This is a genomic window from Tsuneonella sp. HG222 (genome assembly GCF_053819185.1).
Map to the genome: position 1 here is coordinate 334,490 of NZ_JBSOQZ010000002.1, position 16,372 is coordinate 350,861.

Below are 16,372 nucleotides of genomic sequence, written 5' to 3' on the forward strand. Positions count from 1 at the left end.
TGCGGCCGGGCCTACCAGGCGAAGCCTTGCGCGACCGCGCGCTTTTCCGCCGGGGTCGACTTGCGGCCGAGCACCGCGTTGCGGTGCGGGAAGCGGCCGAAGCGGGCGATCATCCGGTGATGTGCGCTAGCGAAGGCCGTGATCTGCGGATCGCCCAGCGCGGTGAACCGGGCAAGACTCTCGCGCTGATCGAGGATGTACTCGCTGTGCATCAGCGGCATGAGCAGGAACTGCCGCTCCTCGGTGCTCAAACCGCTGGCCCAGCCTCTATGGAGCGCTTGAGTCACAAGCCGGCGGGCCAGCGGATCGCTCGCAAAGGCCAGCGGGCTCTCGCGGTGGATGTTGCGCGGGACCTGGTCGAACAGCAGAATCGCTGCGCGCGCGGTGTCCGGATTGGACAGGAAAGTCGCGGCCGGCTGGTGCCGCAGCGCCTGCCACAATCGCCCGTACCTGCGCCGCAATTCCTCGTCGACGGCAGGGGGCGAAGCGAACTGCTCGCCCGGCTCGAGAACGTGAAACCAGAAGTGCAGCAGGTCCGCCGCCCAGGCGCGCCGGGCGGCGGTCACCAGGTTCAGCCGACCTTGGTGTAGGGCACGAAGTCGCTCAGGAAAACGGAGCCGGTGTAGAACCCGTTGTAGCGGTCGATCGTCCGCATGGGCTCCATCGCGCACAGCTGCGAGCCGCTGAACCGGTCGAGCACCAGCACGTCGTTGGAATCGAGCATGTCGGGATCGCGCGGACGCGCCACCCAGATCGTGTCGCCAGCGCGATAGATCAGCGCGGTCTCGTCGATCACCTGCAGCGCGTTCGAGCCGCGCATGGTCGAAATGCAGTTGGCCGGGGAGCCGGGGGCACGGCCTTCGAGCAGGCGGGCAAGCTTGGCCTCGCCCTTGTCGCGCGCGGACTGGGCGTCGGCAGCGGCGCCGGTCAGCGCAAGGGCGGCAACAGCAGCGGCAAGGAATAGGTTCTTCATGATCGTTCTCCTGCCTTCAATAGTGCGCCACGCAGGATGAACCGAAGCTTACCCTACGCGGCAATTCCGTCGGCCGGCCCGCCCTTGAGGACGAAGCGCCGGTCGCAATAGCCGCAATCGACGTATCCCTTTTCGTCGATCTCCAGCCACACGCGCGGATGGCCCAGCGCGGACGCTGCATAGCCCGCACCGCCACGGATCGCCCCGGCGCCGTCGCAACTGACGCGGGTGGTTTCGACCAGGGTGGTTTCGGGCGCATCGCTCATGCCCCTGCCGTTATCGCCAAGCGAAGTCTGGCGCAATGGCGCTTGCAGTCCTAAGGCCCGCGGCATGACAGACACCGGCCCTGCCATCGAGATCCGCGACCTGGTCAAGGAATATGCGCCGTCCGCCGGCGCGCCGCCCAAGCTTGCGCTGAAGGGCGTCAGCTTCGACGTACCGCAGGGCGGGATTTTCGGCCTGCTGGGGCCCAACGGGGCCGGCAAGTCGACGCTGATCAACATCATGGCCGGCCTCGTCAACAAGACCGGCGGCACGGTGCGGATCTGGGGCCACGACATCGACCAGGATCACCGCAACGCAAAGCTGTCGATCGGGATCGTGCCGCAGGAAATCGTCTTCGACCCGTTCTTCACCCCGTTCGAGGTGCTTGAGAACCAGGGCGGGATGTACGGCGTGGCCAAGGCGCTGCGCCGGTCCGACGAGCTGCTGCGCGCGGTCCACCTGGCCGACAAGCGCAACTCCTATTCGCGCACCTTGTCGGGCGGCATGAAGCGGCGCCTGCTGATTGCCAAGGCGATGGTCCATTCCCCGCCCATTCTCGTGCTCGACGAGCCGACCGCCGGGGTCGACGTCGAACTGCGGCGGCAGTTGTGGGAACTGGTGAGCGAGCTCAATGCCGGGGGCGTGACTGTGGTCCTGACCACCCACTACCTCGAAGAGGCCGAGCAGCTGTGCGACCGCATCGCCATCATAAACCACGGCACGCTGATCGCCGACAAGCCGACCCGCGAGCTCGTGGGCATGATGGGCGAGAAGGTGGTCGAGGTGACGGTCGACCGAGACATCGCCGCGTTGCCCGCCGACCCGGCGTTCAACAAGTGCGAGAAGACCGGCGAACGCACGATCGCGATCACCTTCGACAAGGCCAAGGTCAGCGCCGGGCAGGTGCTCGCCAGGGTCCAGGCGCAGGGCTTCGCGATCGAGGACGTGACCACGCGCGAAGCCGATCTGGAGGACGTTTTCGTTCAGCTCACCAGCGGAACGGCGCAGGCCGCCTGAGCCTGTCCGCCATTGCCCCCGGCCCCATCGGAGAAGCCGGGTGGAACCGCGTTATGGTGCCGTATCAGTCGATCCGGTAGTGGATCGGCTTGAAGCTGCCGCCATTGGATGCATAGGCCGAACATGCGGTCAGCCCGATCACGCAGTCCATTTGCGCGACCATCCGGATGCTGTCGCCCGGGCGGGAGACCGGGGGATCGACGCTCACCTTGCCGCTTGCCGGATCGACCGGGACATTCATGAAGACATTGAACGCAACCGGGATCGCGTCGGCCTCGATCCCCCAAGGCACAAGTGCCTCGGCGAGGTTGCCGAAGCATCCGTGGTGAACCGGATGCTCGGGATAGAAGTGGCGGAACGTCGCCTCGCTGCACGGGGTCAGCAGGAAGTCGTGGCAGCCGACCGTATCTTCCTCGATCCGCAGCATGGGGCGCGACCTGTTCGACCACAGCGTGTTGCCCGTGGTCAGGCGGATCGTCTCCTCGTAGTCGAACGTCCGCCCGTTGGAGAGGACCTCGCGCACGTCGCCCTGAGCAAAGGCGAGCAGGTCGGCGACCTGGCAGCCCTCGGGGTCGATCACCGTGAGCGATCGGCCGGCTACCAGTTCGAACGCTGTCCCGCTGCGCGGCGGAATGACCACGATCCCGCTCAAGTGCGCGGGTCCGTGTGGATGGTGCAGAAGGTCGCGAGGGGTGAAGATTTGGGCATCGCTCCTTAACGCCGATCGCGCCGGATGGGTCCGGCAGGGCGGTGTGCCTGCCGTTCGCGCTCTTCAGTAGGACAGCTTGGGATACCAGTCGCTGCCCCGGCCTTCCGGTGTGAGGTCGAGGACGGGCCAAACCGTCGCCAGGTCGGGCCCGCCGCGCGGGTCCTTGCCCGGGTCGGTCATCTCGCCGGTCATTTCCCCCTTCCAGAACAGGCGGACGGTTTCGCCCTCCTTCCGGAAGACGGCGAGCACGGGATATTCCCAGCCCGTTTCGGGGTCCAGCCCACCGAAATCGAGCGCGTAACTGTCGCCGCAGGTCTGCGCGAACTTCAGATGGTGCCATCCGCGCTCCTGCGCGAAGGCGATCTGGCGCTCCACCGGACTGCGGCCGAGGACATAGAGCGCCGCGCGTTGTTCGATATCGGCAGCGTTCGCATCGAGCGGCCCGAGGAGGTTGGTGCACATCGGGCAGGGCCGCTTGCGCTCCGGCCCGTACATCCAGAAGTAGGTAATCAGTGTATCGTGCTCGCCGAACAGCCCGGCCAGGGCGACCTCCTCGCCGTTGCTGTCGATGAAGCGATAGTCGGCGGTAATGGCCGGCCCCGGCGGTAGGGCGCGCCGTTGCTCGGCCACCGCGTCGATGCGGCGCTGCAGCGCGATCTCCTCGGCGAGAAGGGCCGTGCGGGCCTTGGCATAGGCTTCGCTTTCGCCTGCGCGCGGCTCGCGCTTGGCGGCCAGCGCTGCGGTATCGGCTTCCATCGTGTCAACTCCTGCAGCTGTCTTGGAACGAAAATCCGCGCATGGCCCGGCTGTTCCGACAAGAGCCGCTTGCCCGCCGCGGCGCGCCCGGCCATGACCCGGCCATGGCAGCACAGGAAAGCGACATCCTCGTCATCGGCTCCGGGGCCGCCGGCCTGACCGCGGCGCTTGGACTGGCGCAGGAGCACAAGGTCACCGTCCTCGCGAAGGGTCCCCTCACCAGCGGCAGCACCGCCTGGGCGCAGGGGGGCATCGCCGCGGTGCTCGACGCGGGCGATACTTTCGAGGACCACATCCGCGACACGATGGTGGCCGGGGCCGGCCTCAATCGCCGCGAAACGGTCGAGTTCGTGATCGAGCAGGCACCGGCCGCGATCGAGCGGCTGGTCGAACTCGGCGTGCCGTTCAACACCGCAAGGAACGACCAGGGGTTGCCGAACCTGCACCTGACGCGTGAGGGCGGGCATTCGCACCGCCGCATCGTGCATGTCGACGATGCGACCGGCTGGGCCGTGCAGGCCGCGCTGCTCAAGGCGGCCGAGGAAAATCCGAACATTACCCTGCTGCCCGAGCAGACCTGCATCGACCTGATCACCGGGCGGCACGAGCAGCGCTATTCCGGCTCCGGGCGCGTGTGGGGCGCCTATGCGCTCGACGTCGCGACCGGCAAGGTCCGGGCCCACACCGCCCGCGCGACGGTGCTGGCATCGGGCGGGGCGGGCCGCGTCTACCAGTTCTCGACCGCTCCGCGCGGCGCGACCGGCGACGGGATCGCCATGGCGTGGCGCGCCGGCGCCCGCGTCTCCAACATGGAGATGATGCAGTTCCACCCGACCTGCCTCTACAACCTCGAGGTCAAGAACTTCCTGATCACCGAGGCCGTGCGCGGCGAGGGCGGCATCCTCAAGCATCCGGTCACCGGCCATCGCTACATGCCCGACTACGACGAACGGGCCGAACTTGCCCCGCGCGATATCGTGGCCCGCGCGAACGACGACCAGATCAAGCGCTACGGCCTCGACTACGTCCACCTCGACATCAGCCACCGGCCGCCGGAATTCGTGAAGGAGCATTTCCCCACGATCCACGAGAAGCTGCTCGGCCTAGGCATCGACATGACGAAGGAACCAATCCCGGTCGTGCCGGCGCAACACTACACCTGCGGCGGCATCCTGATCGGGCTCGATGCGCGGACCGACCTGCCGGGACTGTGGGCCGCTGGCGAGTGCACCGAAAGCGGCCTCCACGGGGCGAACCGGCTGGCATCCAATTCGCTGCTCGAATGCTTCGTCTTCGGCGAGGCTGCTGCGCGCGACATCCTTTCATCCTGGGGCGATCTCGCGCCGCCGCCCGCGATCCGCGAGTGGGACGAAAGCCGCGTGACCGATTCCGACGAGGAAGTGGTCATCAAGCAGAACTGGACCGAAATCCGCCGCTTCATGTGGAACTATGTCGGGATCGTGCGCACCACCAAGCGCCTCGAACGCGCGGCGCACCGGACCGAGGTGCTGCACGACGAGATCGACGATTATTATGGTCATTTCCGCGTCACCACCGACCTGATCGAACTGCGCAACCTGCAGCAGTGCGCCGACCTGATCGTGCGCAGCGCGCTCAAGCGCCACGAGAGCCGGGGGCTGCATTATATCCTCGATTATCCCGACACCGATCTCGTCGCGACCGACACCGTGCTGGTGCCCTAGGCGGCGGGAGCGCGGCGGGACCCATGGGCCTGCATCGTCGTTGACGCGGCATGACCTGCCGCCTCCTCCTCGCCGCCGCCGTCCTGGCGCTCGCCGCCTGCTCTTCCGAAACGCCTAAGGGCCCGGAATCCGAAACCGGTTCCGAAACCGAGGCTGCCGCCCCCGTCGAACGGGGCGGGGCTCCGGGCCGCGCCTTCGCCTATACCAAGCTGTCCGAGTGCAAGACCGTGCGCGAGGAGACCGAGGAAGGGCAGTTCCTCGAGCAGGATTGCCCGGGCATCGGCGGCTATGCGCTCAAGTCCACCGTCGGCGACCTGCGGGCCAACCTCGAGGTCATCGGGGCGGGCGGTAAGGGCACGAGCCTCGACCTGTCGCGCATCGGCGGGGGCGGTTTTTCGGCGGTGGGCGAAACGCTGGAATGGCGCGGACCCGCGGGCGATCCGCTGGCGCCCGACGCGCTGATCGTGCGCTATAATGTCGTCGAACAGCCCGAGACCAACGAAGAGGTATCCTACCTGCTGGTCACGAAGCTGGGCGACACGCCCTGCGTTGTCGCCAAGGTGCCGCCGGGGCCCGGCCAGAACGCCCGCGCACGCGACCTTGCGGACCAAGGCGGCACCTGCATCGCTGGTTGAAAATTCCCCCGAAAGCCCCATCTCGATTCCGGAATTGCGCCGCCGGATTCGAAAGCTTCAAGGCCATCCGGGGACAAAAAAAATTTTGGAGAAATCGTTTTGACCCTTGCGCCGCGCGCCGGCCTAGGAAGTCCGCCGCGTCGCGCCGTATGGCCCGGCTAACACACCGCGCCCATCGAGCCACAGACAGGGTTAATCCGCGATCAACCCTCTTGCGCGCGAATCCTGCATGAATCACTATGGCTAGTAGTTGGCTTATGGGGGTCACCTACAAGACCTAGATTCTCCGGGCACTTGGAAACGACTCGCGCCAAGGGGAATCCGGCCGCGGGCAACCCTTCCGGGGCGTTGTCCGGGGACAGTCGGGGGATAAGTTTTTACCCGCCGGAGCTTGCGGATTGCTAGGGTGGTCACTCGCCCCGCGATTCGAACATAGGCGGAACATCGCGCTCCTGCGGGAGTCGCTCGAACTGGTATCGGGGGATTGCGGACAATGGAATTTCGGAACGGGGACGATGCGGCAATGAGCCTTGGCGAACTGGACATGGGCATCACGGTCAAGGAACCGGCCGCACCCTCGAAAAAGGCAGTGAAGATGGACACGAAGGACGCAGGCAGCGATTCGCTGGTGGTCGAGGCGGCGGCGCAGGCAATGGCCGGCGCCATGAAGGCGGCCGTCAAGGTGGAGGACGATTCCAAGTCGGTCCGGCCGCGCCGGTTCGACGTCGTCACCGATTCGTCGCGCGACGCCTTGCTGACCGAATTCGGCAAGGACACGCTGACCGACCGCTACCTTTTGCCCGGGGAGGATTACCAGGACCTCTTCGCGCGTGTGGCCGATGCCTATGCCGACGATGCCGAGCATGCCCAGCGGCTGTACGACTACATCTCGAAGCTGTGGTTCATGCCGGCGACCCCGGTGCTGTCGAATGGCGGCACGGGCCGCGGGCTGCCGATTTCCTGCTATCTTAACTCGGTCAGCGACAGTCTCGAAGGGATCGTCGGCACCTGGAACGAGAACGTCTGGCTGGCCAGCCGGGGCGGCGGCATCGGCACCTACTGGGGCCATGTCCGCGGGATCGGCGAACCGGTCGGCCTCAACGGCAAGACCAGCGGGATCATTCCCTTCGTCCGCGTGATGGACAGCCTGACGCTGGCGATCAGCCAGGGTTCGCTGCGGCGCGGTTCGGCCGCCTGCTACCTCGACGTCTCGCATCCCGAGATCGAGGAGTTCCTCGAGATCCGCAAGCCGTCGGGCGATTTCAACCGCAAGGCGCTCAACCTGCACCACGGCGTGCTGATTTCCGACGCCTTCATGGAAGCGGTCCGGGCGGGCGAGAAGTGGCAGCTGCTCAGCCCCAAGGACGGGTCGGTGCGCAGCAAGGTCGACGCGCGCAGCCTGTTCCAGAAGCTGGTCGAGACCCGGCTGGCCACGGGCGAGCCCTACATCGTCTTCTCCGACACGGTGAACCGGATGATGCCGGCGCACCACCGCGAGCTCGGCCTCAAGGTCTCGACCTCGAACCTGTGCTCCGAAATCACCCTGCCGACCGGCGTCGACCACCTGGGCAACGATCGCACCGCGGTCTGCTGCCTCTCCAGCCTCAATCTCGAGACCTGGGACGAGTGGAACGCCGACAAGCGCTTCATCGAGGACGTGATGCGTTTCCTCGACAACGTGCTGCAGGACTATATCGACCGCGCGCCCGAAGAGATGGCCCGCGCCAAGTATTCGGCCATGCGCGAACGCAGCGTCGGCATGGGCGTGATGGGCTTCCACTCGTTCCTGCAGATGAAGGGCATCGGCTTCGAAAGCCCGATGGCCAAGGTCTGGAACCTGAAGATGTTCAAGCACATCTCGGCCAAGGCCAACGAGGCATCGATGATGATGGCCGAGGAACGCGGGGCGTGTCCGGATGCCGAGGAAATGGGCGCGATGGAGCGCTTTTCCTGCAAGATGGCGATCGCGCCGACCGCGTCGATCAGCATCATCTGCGGCGGCACCAGCGCCTGCATCGAACCGATCCCGGCCAACATCTACACCCACAAGACGCTGTCGGGCAGCTTCGTGGTGAAGAACCCCTATCTCGAGAAGCTGCTGCAGTCGAAATCGAAGGATTCGGTCGCGGTGTGGAACTCGATCCTCGAACGCGGCGGTTCGGTCCAGCACCTCGATTTCCTCTCGCCGGAGGAAAAGGCCGTCTACAAGACCAGCTTCGAGATCGACCAGCGCTGGCTGCTCGAATTCGCCGCCGACCGCACGCCCTTCATCGACCAGGCGCAGAGCCTCAACCTGTTCATCCCGGCCGACGTCGACAAGTGGGACCTGGCGATGCTGCACTTCCAGGCCTGGGAAAAGGGCATCAAGTCGCTCTATTACCTGCGCTCGAAGTCGGTCCAGCGCGCCGGGTTCGCCGGGGGCGTGGAGGCGGACAACACGAAGGACGCCGCGCAGTACAACCTGACCGCCGGCGAGCCGACGGACTACGAGGAATGCCTCGCCTGCCAGTGATCCTGCGGGCGCGAGCTTCACGGACAAGGGCAGCCGATGCGCTGCCCTTTTTCGTTTATGGGGCTGGGTTCTTGTCTGGCCAGCCTCAACTGTGTTAGGTGAATGACACACTATGGAGGCCGAACGTGAACGCTCGCCAGATCATCCGCCTCGGTTGCATTGGCGCACTGGCGCTGGGGCTCTGCGCATGTGCCGCCCAAACCCCCGCGACCGTTGCGCATGGGGCGGACACACCGGGCTTCTGGTGGGGCCTGTGGCACGGGTTCGTCTTCCCCTGGGCGTTTATCGGCTCGCTATTCAGCCCGAAGATCGCAGTCTACGCGGTACCGAACACCGGGGGGTGGTACGACTTCGGCTATTTCGTGGGGGTGACCGTCCTTGGCGGAGGTTCGGTCTTCAGCGCCAAGAAGCGCCGGCGCTAGCGCCCGTCAGGCCTCGCGCCGCAGGAAGAACGTGAAGGGCGGCGAGCCGCGCAGGTCCATCAGGCCGAGCAGAAGGTCCGGCCCGGCGCTGCGGAAGTGGTCGATGATCGGCTGGCGGTCGTAGATCATCGCCGCGCTGGTCTTTCCGCGGTATTCGATCCGGCGGAGACGCGCCGCGGGCTTGCGCGTGGTCATCAGGTTGGCCGAGGCGATGAAGACCTGCTTGGTCCAGTCCCAGCGCTGCGGGCGCATGCCGGTGGCCACCCCCAACGGCAGCCAGCGCGGGTCGATCGCCTCGATCCTGTGGCCCAGGCGGAACAGCAACGGGTGGACGGTGTCGGGATCGATGAACTCCTTGCCGTACCAGCCGTAGGCTTCGAGCAGTCCGTCGAGCGGGTGACCGGTGGCGATCCCGCCGCCTTTCCAGCGGCCGGTCATTTCCTCGAACGACACCGTCGGCAGACTGTCGAACAGAGCGAGCGCATCGGCCGCGGCCATTCCCTCGCGCGCGGCCCTGACCACGAGGGCGGCGGCTTCACGCTGGTCGAGCAGATCGTTCATCGGGTGCGAGATAGCCGCGCGCGGGCCGAGGGCAAAGAAAAACGCCCCCGCCGCAAGGGCAAGGGGCGTTTCCGGCAGCGTTAGGCCACCTTGTGGGTCAGGAAGATCAGTCGCCCTCTTCCTCTTCCATCGCGTAGGCATTGGCCCCGGTCGCGCTGAGGCGGACCTGGTCGCCCTCGATATCGGCGACGAGGCCGATCGGAATATAGTGGTGGTGGCCCGAATGCGCGCCCTCGGCGCCTTCGATCTGCGCACCCGAATCATTCTTGGTCAGCTTGATGCGGTGTTCCTCGACCGAATCGACGGTCCCCACGTGGACGCCGTCGGCGCCGATGACTTCCATGTGCTCGCGAATCTGGCTGGTGTCGGTCACGGGGATTCTCCTGTTTTTCCGTTCGGTTGATCAAGTTTCGATGGCGTGGCGGGGTCCGGCCGCTGCGACGGAACGGCCCTCGGGCGCCACCAATTGCAAAATACCACGATTCGGGATTACCATCACCCGGTTCGCCGGGGAGAGAAACGCATGTCAGGCCTTGCCCGTTCCATCGCACTTGGTGCCGCCGCACTGGGACTGTCGCTGCCGTCGGCAGCCTGGGCGAACGACTTCTGGGAGGTCAAGCGCAGCGCGAGCGGTGCGTGCTCGATGGCCTCGCTGCATAACAACCCCGACGGCCGCCTGCCGCTGACGCTCATCGCATTCGTGTACGATCCTTCGCTCGCGGCGCTCAGCTTCTTCGGCGCCAGCCCGCGGTGGGGCGACGCCTCCGGGCAGGACGGCAATCCGCAAAGCTTGCATCTCAAGTTCGATGGCGCCGGGCATGACGAATGGATCGTCGAGCAGGCCGCGCTGCGCAGGGTCGGCAGCGACCGCCGGGTGCTCGTGGGCGACTGGGGGAGCGAAAACTCCGACGAACTGGCCAAGGCGCTGACAACCTCGCAAAGGCTCACCGTGACCTACGGCGGGGCCGAGCTCGGCACCTTCGACCTGTCCGACGCGAATGCCGCATACGGCGACCTGCGCAAGTGTGCCGCGCGGGGGTAATTCGCGCGCCGTAATCGGCGGCCGATCCGCGCCGCACGGCACAATTGGCAGGCGTTCTCAAACGGTCGCGTGGGCCGGTCGGCAATTTTTAACCAATCGCCCGTACACCCCACGCACATGGGTGCACCGATCATCAAGGCGAACAAGTACCACGGGGTGGGCGATCTCGGGATGTCGCGCTACGCGGTGCTGTATACTGCGCAGCTCGGCTGGCTGATCCTCGGCTGGTATCTGCTCAAGCATGCGTTCTGGCCGTCGACCTGCCAGCCCGACACCGTCATCAAGTTGATGTCCTGTTCGATCCGCCTGCCGGAGAACCGGGGCTGGGTCGAAGCCGCGCTGCTGACCTGGCTGTGGTCGACGCCGATCCTGCTGCTGCTGGACGTCTCGCGCCGTTATCGCGCGTGGATGGAGCGGCGCAGCAAGTAATCCGCCGACAGCGCGCCCCGGATCAGGGGCGCGGCTACGGACCTCCGGCCTGGCGCTGCAGGCGGGCTTTCTCTTCTGGATCGACCTCCGCGAAGCCTTCCTGCTTCTCGCCGGTCGCGTCGCGGGCGGTGCCTTCGCCGGCCTCTTCCTTGCTCTCGCGCTTCTGCTTGGCCTCGCTGCGTTCGCCCTGGGCGGCGGCACGCGCCGCGTCCTCGCGCGGGCCGGTGCGCGGAGGCTCGCCGGGAGCCTCGCCCGCCACGTTGGTGACGTCGCGGGAATCGTCGGGTTCGTATTCGCCCATGCTCACGGAAATGCTCCTTCGGAAAGTCTAGCGGGCGGCCACGCCGGCGGGGGATTTGTCGCCCGCCGCCGCCACGGCCGGCAGGTCGACACGCGGGCGGGCAAAGCCTTCCTGGCGGGCGCCGGTCATGTCGCACAGGGTGCGGCTGTCGGCTGCGCCGGTCAGGCCTGGGCGGCGCGCATCACTGCGGGGGGTGGGCGCGAGCTGGATGCCGCGCTGTTGTTGCTGGGGATGGGTATGCCACATGTTTCTGGACCTCTCTCAGCGACATAATTCTCCGTGAGAAATCAGGTTCCTGCAGTTTGCGACGAACGGATTGCGAATGCGCCGAGGTGTTTTCCCCAGCCGCGGGCACGGGCGCCGTTCACCCCCGGCTCCCTTGGCCCTAGCCTCGCCAGGTTGAGTCGCGCGAAGCCAGAAATATTCGCGCCGACGGATTCCCTTTTTCGCCCCCGATCGCTATATCTGGGGGCACGCGTGAACCGGAGATACCAGATGCCGCTGCTCGAAGCCCGCAAGACCTACAAGCCGTTCGAATATCCGTGGGCTTACGAGTTCTGGAAGCGGCAGCAGCAGATCCACTGGATGCCCGAAGAAGTGCCGCTGGGCGAGGATTGCCGCGACTGGGCGCAGAAGCTGTCCGAGCATGAGAAGAACCTGCTCACGCAGATCTTCCGCTTCTTTACCCAGGCCGACATCGAGGTGCAGGACTGCTACCACGAGAAGTACGGCCGGGTGTTCAAGCCGACCGAGATCAAGATGATGCTGGCCGCCTTCTCCAACATGGAAACGGTGCACATCGCCGCCTACTCGCACCTGCTCGACACGATCGGCATGCCCGAAAGCGAATACGGCATGTTCCTCGAATACCAGGAGATGCGCGACAAGCACGATTACCTGCAGCAGTTCGGCGTCGATTCCGACGAGGACATCGCCCGCACGCTGGCCATGTTCGGCGGCTTCACCGAAGGGCTGCAGCTATTCGCCAGCTTCGCCATGCTGATGAACTTTCCGCGCTTCAACAAGATGAAGGGCATGGGCCAGATCGTCAGCTGGAGCGTGCGCGACGAGAGCCTGCACTGCGAAGGCATCACCAAGCTGTTCCACGCCTTCACCAAGGAACGCGACTGCCTGACCAAGGCGGTCAAGGAAGACATCATGGACATGTGCCAGAAGACGGTGCGGCTGGAAGACGCCTTCATCGACCTGGCGTTCGAGGCCGGCCCCGTCCCGGGCATGACCGCCAAGGAGATCAAGCGCTACATCCGCTACATCGCCGACTGGCGGCTGGGCCAGCTCGGCCTGCCGAGCATCTACATGGTCGAGGACCACCCCCTCCCCTGGCTTGCCCCGCTGCTCAACGGCGTGGAGCACGCCAACTTCTTCGAAACCCGCGCCACCGAATACTCCAAGGCGGCGACCAGGGGCGACTGGAACACCGTCTGGGCCAGCTTCGACCAGCGCCAGAAGGCCAAGGGCTCGGCCGCGAACGAGGTTGCCGAGGTCGAGGGGCCGGGGTTGTTTGGGGATGATGGGGCAGGGGTGCAGGCTGCGGAGTAGGCCCGAGCTAAGCGACGAGAGCTTTTAGTTGCATCTTCGCCAAGCCGCGCTGGCGTTGATGGATGCTGCAATTGCCCGCGAGTTGCGTTTTCTCAAGCATTCCGAAACCGATCTGCTTCAAATCCGCAGAATGGATTCGAGGCTGCAATTTTTCCAGATGGTGGCGTGTTACGCCCTGACGATCAATCTGGTGGCCTTCGTCGCCTTCGGTATCGACAAGGTGCAGGCCGGGGCTCGCGGGCGGCGGATTTCGGAAGACAGGCTCCTGAGTTTTGCCTTCATGGGCGGTTGGCCGGGTGCCTATGCCGGGCGGCATCTGTTCCGGCACAAGACCCGCAAGCAGCCGTTTTCCACCCTTCTGCACTCCATTGCCGTCATCGAAACCGTGGCGGTGGGCGGTCTCGGTCTCTGGCTGTTTTTGCGCTGAGATCCGGCAAAAAGCAGCTTTACGGTTTGGTCACCATCTTCGCGGCAACATCGCGGGGTGCCACACCACCCCGACTCCCCGGATGACACCCTGTCCCTTGGCAACATCGCGGTGTTCGCCATGCTGGCGTTCGGCGTTGCGTGGTGGGTTATTCCGGACAGCGAGCAAATCGGTGCGGAGGCGGCAGAGGCTGCGGTGGTGGATCAGACCACGGCGCCACTCAGCGCCTACGAAAGTTCTCCACCCGAGTTTGCCGCGTTCGATCAGGCATCGCGGGAGCCGAACGAGGTCGAGGCGAGCGTGACTTACCCGGGCTGCAACGAGGTCCGCGCCCTCGGCCTGGATCCGCTTTACGCCGGTCAACCCGGTTACAGGACGACGATGGACGGTGACCTCGACGGCATCGCCTGCGAGCCGATCCCCTAGCGCCCTTCGGGCCATCTTTCCTACTGCCGGAAGGCAATGCGAGGGCGGCGCCACCTGCTTTCTTCCGCAAGCGAGGCGGGAAAAGCCAGCCCCCGGCCCCTCCCGCAAGCGGAAGGGGAGAAGGTTGTCCTCCTTCCGCGGGCGGGATGAGTGTGCTCGCGGCAGGAAGTCGGCGAAGAACGGGCCGACCGGCATCTGGCGGCTGAACTTCGCGCCGGGCTGGCCGCGCGCGAGAAAGCGCCAGAGCGCGCGCTCCGACCTGAAGCCTCACCCCCGCCCCCGCACTGCAACCGGCATCAGCCCAAACCCCGCTTGCCCCACCAGCCCGATTAGTCCCGGCGTCTCGCCCAGCCCCGTCAGCCATTCGCCCGCGCTACTGCCCAGTGCCAGGGCGAACGCCAGTTCGGTGGCAAGGAGGAGGGCGAAGGCGAGGCCGCCCATCGCCAGCGCGTCGCGCGCATCGGCCACGTGGTAGCGGCGGGTCAGGCGGCGCGCGGCGAGCCAGCTGACGGCGAGCATGAGCGGGAGCTCGAGCAGGACCGCAGACACCTGCCCCAAGCGCGGGGCGAGCCACAGCACTCGTGCGCTGCCGAGCACGAAGCCGAGCGCGAAGATCGCGGCGAAATAGAGCGCGGCGGCGGAGGCAATGCGCGGCATTGTCATGGCTCCGGGGCCTAGCATCGTGCGCGCATGCCGGGGAGCGTGTTCGCGCAGTGCGAGAGGCGAGGCACAAACCATTTTCCTACACGCCGCCGATCTGCTCCATCCTGCGGGATGAAGCACTGGCCCGTCCCCCTTCCCCGCACCGCGCCGCTCACCCGCCGCCGCATCCCCATGTTCCATCCCGTCCCCGTCGGCCCGCGGCTCGACGGCTGGACGCCCGAGCGGCAGGGGCAGTTCATCGGGCACCTGGCGCAGACGCTGAGCGTGATCGAGGCGTGCCGGCGCGTCGGGATGGGGCGCGAGAGTGCCTATCGGCTGCGCAAGCGGCCCGGCGCGGCGGGGTTCGCGGCGGCGTGGGATGCGGCGCTGGGCAGGCCGTTCGAGCGGGTGGACCTGCGCAGTGCGAAGTCCACAGGACTCTCCGCCGGGTACCGCCACCGCGCGGGCCTGATCCGCGTGGTGATGGACCGCGGGCGGTTCGTCGCAAGTATCCGGAAAGACGACGATGATGCCCTGCTGCAGTTCCTTGCGCGGATCGACCGGGCGAGCGGGATCGACGGCTTTGGCGCGTGAAAGTCACACCTTTCCCGTTGCGGAAGGGCGGTCCACGCAAGGTCACACAACGGCCGTCGGCCGCCCCCGCGCTTGATCGCGCCGATCCGCACCCCATCTCGCCCCCATCGACAACCGGAGAGAGAACCCCATGCGTACCGAAGCCGAAGTTGCCGCCATGCAGTGTCCCGTCTGCCGCGTCCCGCTGGCCATGAGCGACCGGCAGGGGGTGGAGATCGATTACTGCCCGCAGTGCCGCGGCGTGTGGCTCGATCGGGGCGAGCTCGACAAGATCATCGAGCGCAGCGCGCCCGAAGCCCCCGCGCAGCGCGCCGCGCCCAGCTATGCCCAGCACGGCGGGGCGCAGCACGGCGGCTATGGCCACGGCAGCCACTCCAAGCCCTACAAGAAGCGCAAGAGCTTCCTCGAAGACCTGTTCGACTAGACGGTTGTTGCGGCGCGAGCGGTCTTGTCCGATGATCCGCCCGCTCCGTCGCAGCGGTGGAAACCGATGAGCCCGGGCATGCATTAACCTTTCGACCGACCCGAAACTGCGGGCGGCGGAAAGGATCCGATCATGAACAACCGGAACGACAGCAGCAACGCGCAGCCCGGCCAGGCCCAGCAGCAGGGCGGCGGCCAGGGCCAGCAGCAGGGCGACGACAACCGGCAGGAGCGGCAGAACCCGGGCCAGCAGAACCAGCAGGGCGGCCAGACCGGCCAGCCGGGCGACAGCGGCCGCTCGGGCCAGCAGGATGGCGGCAAGGCCGAAGGCGAGCGCCAGTTCGAACAAGGCGAGGACGGCTCGGGCCAGGACAACGGCCAAAGCGATCGCTCGGACCAGTCCGATCAGGGCAACCGCCGCTGACCGCTGAATTGAAGACACCTATCCCAAGGCCGTGACCCTCTCCGGCCTGAAGGGCGGTTCATCCAGGCGGGTGGGCCGCCCTTCTCCCTCCGGCAAGGGTTGCGAACGGTCGCCACCTCATTTGCCGATGAACAGGAAGCCCACCGCGGCCATGATGCAGCCGAAGGCGGCGAAGTGCCGCCAGGTCAGCGCCTCGCCCAGGAACAGCACCATGAACGCGCCGAACACCGTCAGCGCGATCGCTTCCTGCGCGATCTTGAGCTGGCCCGGCGTCCAGCCCGCGCCGTAGCCGATGCGGTTGGCCGGAACCGCGAGCGAATACTCGACCCCGGCGAGCAGCCACGAGATCAGGATGACCCAGCCCAGCGGACGGGCGTTGGCGACCTCCGGGCCTCCCTTCAGGTGCCAGTACCAGGCGGCGGTCATGAAGATGTTCGATAGCACGAGCAGGGCGAGCGTGGGCATGGCGCCGAGTGATAGAACCGCGCCGGCACGCCCGCCAGCGCCATCCTGCCCCGGGCCCGCGCCAAGCTGCCGGAACAAGCGCGGCCG

General features: G+C 66.5%; 24 protein-coding genes. 13 read left to right on the forward strand and 11 right to left on the reverse strand.

Annotated elements, in window-relative coordinates:
• Nucleotides 1-11: 11 nt before the first annotated feature.
• The 3 genes from ACWPMZ_RS13125 to ACWPMZ_RS13135 are packed head-to-tail and all read right to left on the reverse strand — an operon-like array spanning nt 12 to nt 1,239.
• Nucleotides 12-566, reverse strand: coding sequence for a DUF924 family protein (locus tag ACWPMZ_RS13125; protein ID WP_455704513.1), 555 nt, complete (start codon nt 564-566; stop codon nt 12-14).
• A gap of 5 nt (nt 567-571) precedes the next feature.
• A complete protein-coding gene (locus ACWPMZ_RS13130) occupies nt 572-973 on the reverse strand; it encodes a hypothetical protein (protein WP_455704514.1) in 402 nt (133 codons plus the stop codon).
• A 53-nt stretch (nt 974-1,026) separates the two neighbouring features.
• On the reverse strand, nt 1,027-1,239 hold the full coding sequence (locus tag ACWPMZ_RS13135) for a zinc-finger domain-containing protein (protein ID WP_455704515.1): 213 nt from the start codon (nt 1,237-1,239) through the stop codon (nt 1,027-1,029).
• 64 nt (nt 1,240-1,303) lie between these two features.
• On the opposite strand from ACWPMZ_RS13135, the gene ACWPMZ_RS13140 reads away from it, so the two are divergent.
• A complete protein-coding gene (locus tag ACWPMZ_RS13140; protein ID WP_455704516.1) occupies nt 1,304-2,254 on the forward strand; it encodes an ABC transporter ATP-binding protein in 951 nt (316 codons plus the stop codon).
• A 64-nt stretch (nt 2,255-2,318) separates the two neighbouring features.
• Here the strand turns inward: ACWPMZ_RS13140 and ACWPMZ_RS13145 are convergent, their stop codons facing one another.
• Nucleotides 2,319-2,906, reverse strand: a complete 588-nt coding sequence (locus ACWPMZ_RS13145) for a DUF1989 domain-containing protein (RefSeq protein ID WP_455704517.1) — start codon at nt 2,904-2,906, stop codon at nt 2,319-2,321.
• Between the two features lie 120 nt (nt 2,907-3,026).
• The gene (locus ACWPMZ_RS13150; protein ID WP_455704518.1) at nt 3,027-3,719 is read right to left on the reverse strand and encodes a DUF899 family protein; all 693 of its coding nucleotides are present in this window, start codon (nt 3,717-3,719) and stop codon (nt 3,027-3,029) included.
• Nucleotides 3,720-3,823: 104 nt separating this feature from the next.
• Here ACWPMZ_RS13150 and nadB point away from each other — a divergent pair, with 104 nt between their 5' ends.
• The 4 genes from nadB (at nt 3,824) to ACWPMZ_RS13170 (ending at nt 8,991) form a co-directional block, all read left to right on the forward strand.
• Entirely contained in the window at nt 3,824-5,422 is a 1,599-nt protein-coding gene (nadB, locus tag ACWPMZ_RS13155; protein WP_455705151.1) for an L-aspartate oxidase, read from the forward strand.
• A 50-nt stretch (nt 5,423-5,472) separates the two neighbouring features.
• Nucleotides 5,473-6,057: a hypothetical protein gene (locus ACWPMZ_RS13160; protein WP_455704519.1), complete on the forward strand. Its 585-nt coding sequence runs from the start codon at nt 5,473-5,475 to the stop codon at nt 6,055-6,057.
• A 493-nt stretch (nt 6,058-6,550) separates the two neighbouring features.
• A complete protein-coding gene (locus ACWPMZ_RS13165; protein ID WP_455704520.1) occupies nt 6,551-8,569 on the forward strand; it encodes a ribonucleoside-diphosphate reductase subunit alpha in 2,019 nt (672 codons plus the stop codon).
• 125 nt (nt 8,570-8,694) lie between these two features.
• Entirely contained in the window at nt 8,695-8,991 is a 297-nt protein-coding gene (locus ACWPMZ_RS13170) for a hypothetical protein (protein ID WP_455704521.1), read from the forward strand.
• A gap of 6 nt (nt 8,992-8,997) precedes the next feature.
• On the opposite strand, the gene ACWPMZ_RS13175 is transcribed toward ACWPMZ_RS13170, so the two are convergent.
• Both ACWPMZ_RS13175 and ACWPMZ_RS13180 read right to left on the reverse strand, forming a co-directional pair.
• Nucleotides 8,998-9,552: a DUF4334 domain-containing protein gene (locus ACWPMZ_RS13175; protein WP_455704522.1), complete on the reverse strand. Its 555-nt coding sequence runs from the start codon at nt 9,550-9,552 to the stop codon at nt 8,998-9,000.
• Between the two features lie 106 nt (nt 9,553-9,658).
• Nucleotides 9,659-9,925, reverse strand: a complete 267-nt coding sequence (locus tag ACWPMZ_RS13180; RefSeq protein WP_455704523.1) for a DUF2171 domain-containing protein — start codon at nt 9,923-9,925, stop codon at nt 9,659-9,661.
• A 150-nt stretch (nt 9,926-10,075) separates the two neighbouring features.
• Here ACWPMZ_RS13180 and ACWPMZ_RS13185 point away from each other — a divergent pair, with 150 nt between their 5' ends.
• A complete protein-coding gene (locus tag ACWPMZ_RS13185) occupies nt 10,076-10,594 on the forward strand; it encodes a hypothetical protein (protein WP_455704524.1) in 519 nt (172 codons plus the stop codon).
• 117 nt (nt 10,595-10,711) lie between these two features.
• Nucleotides 10,712-11,023 (forward strand): hypothetical protein, encoded by a 312-nt coding sequence (locus tag ACWPMZ_RS13190; protein WP_455704525.1) that lies wholly within the window; start codon nt 10,712-10,714, stop codon nt 11,021-11,023.
• Nucleotides 11,024-11,057: 34 nt separating this feature from the next.
• Here ACWPMZ_RS13190 and ACWPMZ_RS13195 read toward each other — a convergent pair whose 3' ends face one another.
• Together ACWPMZ_RS13195 and ACWPMZ_RS13200 are read right to left on the reverse strand one after the other, a co-directional pair.
• Nucleotides 11,058-11,330: a hypothetical protein gene (locus ACWPMZ_RS13195; protein WP_455704526.1), complete on the reverse strand. Its 273-nt coding sequence runs from the start codon at nt 11,328-11,330 to the stop codon at nt 11,058-11,060.
• 21 nt (nt 11,331-11,351) lie between these two features.
• Nucleotides 11,352-11,570 carry a hypothetical protein gene (locus ACWPMZ_RS13200; RefSeq protein ID WP_455704527.1) on the reverse strand — a complete coding sequence of 73 codons (219 nt, stop codon included), beginning with the start codon at nt 11,568-11,570 and terminating at the stop codon, nt 11,352-11,354.
• A gap of 249 nt (nt 11,571-11,819) precedes the next feature.
• Between ACWPMZ_RS13200 and ACWPMZ_RS13205 the strand changes: the two genes are divergently transcribed.
• From ACWPMZ_RS13205 to ACWPMZ_RS13215, 3 genes are all read left to right on the forward strand, one after another.
• Complete coding sequence (locus ACWPMZ_RS13205) at nt 11,820-12,884, forward strand: ribonucleotide-diphosphate reductase subunit beta (RefSeq protein ID WP_455705152.1); 1,065 nt, start codon at nt 11,820-11,822, stop codon at nt 12,882-12,884.
• Nucleotides 12,885-12,912: 28 nt separating this feature from the next.
• On the forward strand, nt 12,913-13,311 hold the full coding sequence (locus ACWPMZ_RS13210; protein ID WP_455704528.1) for a DUF1294 domain-containing protein: 399 nt from the start codon (nt 12,913-12,915) through the stop codon (nt 13,309-13,311).
• A gap of 120 nt (nt 13,312-13,431) precedes the next feature.
• Nucleotides 13,432-13,737, forward strand: coding sequence for an excalibur calcium-binding domain-containing protein (locus ACWPMZ_RS13215; protein ID WP_455705153.1), 306 nt, complete (start codon nt 13,432-13,434; stop codon nt 13,735-13,737).
• A 267-nt stretch (nt 13,738-14,004) separates the two neighbouring features.
• Here ACWPMZ_RS13215 and ACWPMZ_RS13220 read toward each other — a convergent pair whose 3' ends face one another.
• Nucleotides 14,005-14,394, reverse strand: coding sequence for a hypothetical protein (locus ACWPMZ_RS13220; RefSeq protein WP_455704529.1), 390 nt, complete (start codon nt 14,392-14,394; stop codon nt 14,005-14,007).
• A 117-nt stretch (nt 14,395-14,511) separates the two neighbouring features.
• Here ACWPMZ_RS13220 and ACWPMZ_RS13225 point away from each other — a divergent pair, with 117 nt between their 5' ends.
• The 3 genes from ACWPMZ_RS13225 to ACWPMZ_RS13235 all read left to right on the forward strand — a co-directional run bounded on the left by ACWPMZ_RS13225 (nt 14,512) and on the right by ACWPMZ_RS13235 (nt 15,820).
• Nucleotides 14,512-14,973 (forward strand): hypothetical protein, encoded by a 462-nt coding sequence (locus ACWPMZ_RS13225; RefSeq protein WP_455704530.1) that lies wholly within the window; start codon nt 14,512-14,514, stop codon nt 14,971-14,973.
• A gap of 130 nt (nt 14,974-15,103) precedes the next feature.
• On the forward strand, nt 15,104-15,397 hold the full coding sequence (locus ACWPMZ_RS13230; protein ID WP_455704531.1) for a TFIIB-type zinc ribbon-containing protein: 294 nt from the start codon (nt 15,104-15,106) through the stop codon (nt 15,395-15,397).
• Between the two features lie 132 nt (nt 15,398-15,529).
• The gene (locus tag ACWPMZ_RS13235; protein WP_455704532.1) at nt 15,530-15,820 is read left to right on the forward strand and encodes a hypothetical protein; all 291 of its coding nucleotides are present in this window, start codon (nt 15,530-15,532) and stop codon (nt 15,818-15,820) included.
• Between the two features lie 117 nt (nt 15,821-15,937).
• Here the strand turns inward: ACWPMZ_RS13235 and ACWPMZ_RS13240 are convergent, their stop codons facing one another.
• Nucleotides 15,938-16,285 carry a DMT family protein gene (locus tag ACWPMZ_RS13240; protein ID WP_455705154.1) on the reverse strand — a complete coding sequence of 116 codons (348 nt, stop codon included), beginning with the start codon at nt 16,283-16,285 and terminating at the stop codon, nt 15,938-15,940.
• Between the last annotated feature and the right edge of the window lie 87 nt (nt 16,286-16,372).

Excerpts from the sequence above, each read along its gene's own strand:
- ACWPMZ_RS13165 (WP_455704520.1), top strand. The coding sequence starts at position 6,551 with ATGGAATTTCGGAACGGGGACGATGCGGCAATGAGCCTTGGCGAACTG.
- ACWPMZ_RS13130 (WP_455704514.1), bottom strand. The coding sequence starts at position 973 with ATGAAGAACCTATTCCTTGCCGCTGCTGTTGCCGCCCTTGCGCTGACC.
- ACWPMZ_RS13230 (WP_455704531.1), top strand. The coding sequence starts at position 15,104 with ATGCGTACCGAAGCCGAAGTTGCCGCCATGCAGTGTCCCGTCTGCCGC.
- ACWPMZ_RS13160 (WP_455704519.1), top strand. The coding sequence starts at position 5,473 with ATGACCTGCCGCCTCCTCCTCGCCGCCGCCGTCCTGGCGCTCGCCGCC.
- ACWPMZ_RS13140 (WP_455704516.1), top strand. The coding sequence starts at position 1,304 with ATGACAGACACCGGCCCTGCCATCGAGATCCGCGACCTGGTCAAGGAA.
- ACWPMZ_RS13215 (WP_455705153.1), top strand. The coding sequence starts at position 13,432 with ATGCTGGCGTTCGGCGTTGCGTGGTGGGTTATTCCGGACAGCGAGCAA.
- ACWPMZ_RS13225 (WP_455704530.1), top strand. The coding sequence starts at position 14,512 with ATGAAGCACTGGCCCGTCCCCCTTCCCCGCACCGCGCCGCTCACCCGC.
- ACWPMZ_RS13220 (WP_455704529.1), bottom strand. The coding sequence starts at position 14,394 with ATGCCGCGCATTGCCTCCGCCGCCGCGCTCTATTTCGCCGCGATCTTC.
- ACWPMZ_RS13135 (WP_455704515.1), bottom strand. The coding sequence starts at position 1,239 with ATGAGCGATGCGCCCGAAACCACCCTGGTCGAAACCACCCGCGTCAGT.
- ACWPMZ_RS13190 (WP_455704525.1), top strand. The coding sequence starts at position 10,712 with ATGGGTGCACCGATCATCAAGGCGAACAAGTACCACGGGGTGGGCGAT.
- ACWPMZ_RS13205 (WP_455705152.1), top strand. The coding sequence starts at position 11,820 with ATGCCGCTGCTCGAAGCCCGCAAGACCTACAAGCCGTTCGAATATCCG.
- ACWPMZ_RS13185 (WP_455704524.1), top strand. The coding sequence starts at position 10,076 with ATGTCAGGCCTTGCCCGTTCCATCGCACTTGGTGCCGCCGCACTGGGA.
- nadB (WP_455705151.1), top strand. The coding sequence starts at position 3,824 with ATGGCAGCACAGGAAAGCGACATCCTCGTCATCGGCTCCGGGGCCGCC.
- ACWPMZ_RS13150 (WP_455704518.1), bottom strand. The coding sequence starts at position 3,719 with ATGGAAGCCGATACCGCAGCGCTGGCCGCCAAGCGCGAGCCGCGCGCA.
- ACWPMZ_RS13200 (WP_455704527.1), bottom strand. The coding sequence starts at position 11,570 with ATGTGGCATACCCATCCCCAGCAACAACAGCGCGGCATCCAGCTCGCG.
- ACWPMZ_RS13240 (WP_455705154.1), bottom strand. The coding sequence starts at position 16,285 with ATGCCCACGCTCGCCCTGCTCGTGCTATCGAACATCTTCATGACCGCC.
- ACWPMZ_RS13175 (WP_455704522.1), bottom strand. The coding sequence starts at position 9,552 with ATGAACGATCTGCTCGACCAGCGTGAAGCCGCCGCCCTCGTGGTCAGG.
- ACWPMZ_RS13235 (WP_455704532.1), top strand. The coding sequence starts at position 15,530 with ATGAACAACCGGAACGACAGCAGCAACGCGCAGCCCGGCCAGGCCCAG.